4 protein-coding genes are annotated in these 4,079 nt (G+C 71.2%); 2 read left to right on the top strand and 2 right to left on the bottom strand.

Going from position 1 to position 4,079, the window contains the following annotated elements; translation table 11 throughout:
• Positions 1-1,294 (top strand): PspC domain-containing protein (locus ACWF94_RS35340; RefSeq protein WP_453498257.1); only part of this gene is annotated, 1,294 nt, incomplete at its 5' end.
• The gene (locus ACWF94_RS35335) at positions 1,281-1,643 is read left to right on the top strand and encodes a hypothetical protein (protein ID WP_453498254.1); all 363 of its coding nucleotides are present in this window, start codon (positions 1,281-1,283) and stop codon (positions 1,641-1,643) included. The genes ACWF94_RS35340 and ACWF94_RS35335, both read left to right, overlap by 14 nt.
• Here ACWF94_RS35335 and ACWF94_RS35330 read toward each other — a convergent pair.
• Positions 1,553-2,077, bottom strand: coding sequence for a DoxX family protein (locus ACWF94_RS35330; RefSeq protein ID WP_453498251.1), 525 nt, complete (start codon positions 2,075-2,077; stop codon positions 1,553-1,555). The genes ACWF94_RS35335 and ACWF94_RS35330 overlap by 91 nt on opposite strands.
• Before the next feature lie 159 nt (positions 2,078-2,236).
• Complete coding sequence (gene guaA / locus ACWF94_RS35325; RefSeq protein ID WP_453498248.1) at positions 2,237-3,823, bottom strand: glutamine-hydrolyzing GMP synthase; 1,587 nt, start codon at positions 3,821-3,823, stop codon at positions 2,237-2,239.
• Between the last annotated feature and the right edge of the window lie 256 nt (positions 3,824-4,079).

Here is a 4,079-nt window from a genome sequence, read left to right as displayed (position 1 = left end):
GCCCGGCCCGGGTCCCGGCGCGGGCTCCGGTCCGCCTCCCGAGGCGCGGCCCCTGCGCCGCGCCCCGCGCCAGAAGGTGCTGGGCGGGGTCTGCGGCGGCCTCGGCTGGTATTTCGACATAGATCCGGTGATCTTCCGGATCGTGCTCGGCGTGCTCGGGGTGACCGGTGGTGTCGGCCTGATCTTCTACGGCTTCGCCTGGTTGCTGATCCCCATGGAGGACGAGGAGGAGAACCAGGCCCGCCGACTGCTGTCGGGCCGGGTCGAGGGCGCGGCGCTGACGGCGCTGTTCCTCGCCCTCATAGGGTGCGGAGTCTTCCTGACCATGCTGAACAGCGGGGGGACGCTGTATTTCGCCGCGCTGCTCGCGCTCGCGATGTCCGGCGCCGCCGTGTGGTCGCAGCGCCGCCGCTCGGTCGCGCCCGACAGCCGCCCGCTCGATCAGGCGTCCGCGCAGGTGGTGTCGGAGGCCCCGCCCGAGACAAAGGCGCCGCCGGTGCCGGAGAGCCCGTCGTGGTGGCGGGACCCGATCGTCAAGGACGGCACGACGGGACCGGTGCCGTCCGGCTATCTCTGGGGCCCGGAAGACGCCGAGGACGAGCCCCGCCGGCCGCGCGGGAGCCGCCCCGCCGACCCCTCTTCCCGGCCCTCCGGCCCCCGTGGCATCGGCGGGACGGTCTTTCTGCTCGCGCTGATCGCGGGCTTCCTCGGCACCCGGCTGAGCTGGGAGGGCAATCCCCTGGGCACCAGCCTCCAGATCGGCCTGGTGTGCGCGCTGGGGGTGTTCGGCCTCGGCATGGCGGTCAGCTCGTTCCTGGGGCGTACCGGCTTCGGCACCATCCTGATGACGGTGCTCACGGCCCTTCTGCTGGCGGGCGCCACCGCCCTCCCCAAGGACATCAGCACCGACTGGGTGCGTACGGAGTGGAAGCCGCCGACCGTGGCCGCCGTCCAGCCTCGGTACGAGGCGGGCTCGGGTATCGCCACCCTGGACCTCACCGGCCTGGTGTCGGGGGCCGTCCCGGCCGGGGAGACGGTGTCGACCCATGCGGAGGTGGGGGCCGGACAGCTCAAGGTCCTCATACCGAAGGACATACCGGTGAAGCTGTGGGTCGAGGCGGGCCTGGGCGACATCAGGCTGCCGGGCGACGCGCGGAACGACATCGACGTCTCGCCCGACCAGGAGCGCTCGGTGGTCCTGCCCGCGCCCAAGGACGCCAAGCCGTCGGGCACTCTTGATCTGCACCTCGAAGTGGGCATCGGACAGGTGGAGGTCACACGTGCCGCGTCATGAGAGCGCGCATCGGACGACCGGCCGTGGAGCGGGCGACCCGGACCGGACCGAGCGCCGTGCGAGCGGGCGCTGCGGCACCGGCCGCCGTGAGCTGCTGCACGACTTCCGGCCGGGCAGCCTGGTCGCGGGCCTGACCGCGATCCTCACGGCACTGCTCTTCGCGGGTGACGCGGCCGACTCCTGGCAGACCCCGTGGTTCGTGGTCTTCCCGGTGGTCTTCGGCGGTCTGTTCCTGGCGGGAGCGGTGAGCATCGGGCACTACAGTCTGCGCCGCCGTGCCGCGATCCGCGCGTCGACGGAGAGCACGGGCGCCCCCGCGAGCACCAGCGGCAGCCATGCCATCAGATAGGCGAGGTCATTGCCGTAGTAGTACGGATCGGTCGCCCAGCTCACGGTCAGCCACAGACTGAGCGAGATCAGCGCCCCGCCGAGCGCGGCGATCCTGGCCAGCAGCCCGACCAGGGTGCCGACACCGACGGCGATCTCACCGCAGGCGATCGCATAGCCGAAGCCCTCGGGGCTCTTGAGCGCGAGATCGACCAGTGCGGGGACGGCGGACGAGTCGCGCACCGCGCGCATCAGCTCCCCGATGGAGCCGGTGCCGCTGTCGGCCAGGAACCGGCCGTCCGTCAGCTTGTCGACGCCCGCGTAGACGAAGGTGACACCGAGAAAGATCCGCAGGGGCAGCAGCGCGAAGCGGCTCATCAGGTCCCGCAGCCCGCCCCGTCCCCCGCCGCCGTCGCCCATGCCGTAGTTCGCCGTCGTCCGATACGTGTGAGACATAACTGGTCCGCCTTCGGTAAACCGCTCGACCCGTCAACTGACCATACGTACGCCAAAGTCGCCCGGCTCACCAGAAGGGCGGCGCCCCGAGCCGTAGCGACTACTGCGCGATGCCGGGTTCGTCCCTGTTGATCTGCGGACGGCGGGCCCCGGCGGGTCCTACTCCCACTCGATGGTGCCCGGGGGCTTGCTGGTCACATCCAGCACCACCCGGTTCACCTCAGCGACCTCATTGGTGATCCGGGTCGAGATCCTCCCGAGGACGTCGTACGGCAGCCTGCTCCAGTCCGCCGTCATGGCGTCCTCGGAGGAGACGGGACGCAGCACGATGGGGTGCCCGTACGTCCGTCCGTCGCCCTGGACTCCGACACTGCGGACATCGGCGAGCAGCACCACCGGGCACTGCCAGATCTCCCGGTCCAGTCCGGCCGCCGTCAGCTCCTCGCGGGCGATGGCGTCGGCCTCGCGCAGCAGATCCAGCCGCTCGCGCGTGACCTCGCCGACGATACGGATGCCCAGGCCCGGCCCCGGGAAGGGCTGGCGCTGCACGATCTCCTCCGGGAGGCCCAGTTCCTGGCCGACCATGCGGACCTCGTCCTTGAACAGCTGCCGCAGCGGTTCGACAAGCTGGAACTCCAGGTCCTCCGGCAGTCCGCCCACATTGTGGTGGGACTTGATGTTCGCCGTGCCGGTGCCGCCGCCGGACTCGACGACGTCCGGATAGAGCGTGCCCTGTACGAGGAAGGCGACCTCCGCGCCGTCCGCCGCGCCCTCGGCCACGATCTCCGCCTGCGCCTGCTCGAAGACCCGGATGAACTCCCGGCCGATGATCTTCCGCTTCTGCTCGGGGTCGGAGACCCCGGCCAGCGCGCCCAGGAACCGTTCCTGCGCGTCGACGACCCTGAGCTGGACGCCCGTGGCGGCGACGAAGTCCTTCTCGACCTGCTCGGTCTCGCCCTTGCGCATCAGCCCGTGGTCGACGTACACACAGGTCAGCTGGGAGCCGATGGCCTTCTGCACCAGCGCCGCCGCGACGGCGGAGTCCACTCCGCCCGAGAGCGCGCAGATGGCGCGCTTGCCGCCGACCCGCTCGCGGACGGCCGCGACCTGCTCCTCGATGACATTCCCGGTGGTCCAGGTCGGCTCGATGCCCGCGCCCCGGTAGAGGAAGTGCTCCAGTACCTGCTGGCCGTAGGTCGAGTGCATGACCTCGGGGTGGTGCTGGACCCCGTACAGCTTCTTCTCGTCGTTCTCGAAGGCGGCGACCGGCACGACATCCGTGGACGCCGTGACGGTGAAGCCCTCGGGCGCGGCCGAGCACGCGTCACCGTGCGACATCCACACCGGCTGCTCGGCCGGGGTGCCCTCGAACAGGGTGGAACCGGCCTTGGACACATGCAGGGGCGTACGCCCGTACTCGCGCGCCCCCGTGTTGTCGACGGTGCCGCCGAGGGTGATCGCCATCAGCTGGAAGCCGTAGCACATACCGAAGACGGGAACCCCGGCCTCGAAGATCGCCCGGTCCAGGCGGGGCGCGTGCTCGGCGTAGACGGATGAGGGGCCGCCGGACAGGATGATCGCCCGGGGCTTCCTGGCCAGCATCTCGGCCACCGGCATCGTGGACGGGACGATCTCGCTGTAGACCCGCGCCTCACGGACGCGTCGGGCGATGAGCTGGGCGTACTGCGCGCCGAAGTCGACTACGAGTACGACATCGGGCTCGGCAGCGGGAGACGCTGATGACACTGGCGGCCTTCCGGCGGTGGGGTTCGGTCCTCCGATTCTACCGACGTATGGGCGCGGCCCCGCCCGGACCGTACGAGGCGGCCTCCGGCCGGGGGTCCATAGCGGCTCCCGCCGGGTCCGTACGAACGACCTCCCCCGGGTCCGTACGAGCGGCTCCCGCCAGGTCCGCGCAAGCGGCTTCCCTCCGGCCTCCGGGCGCGCGGCCTCCCGGTCCGTTCCACTCCGTCCGTACGAGCGGCCCCCACCGGGCCCGTAC

This window comes from Streptomyces sp. NPDC055078, from assembly GCF_053607985.1.
The sequence above is the reverse complement of the archived record's forward strand: the minus strand, read 5'-3'. Positions and strand labels throughout refer to the sequence as shown.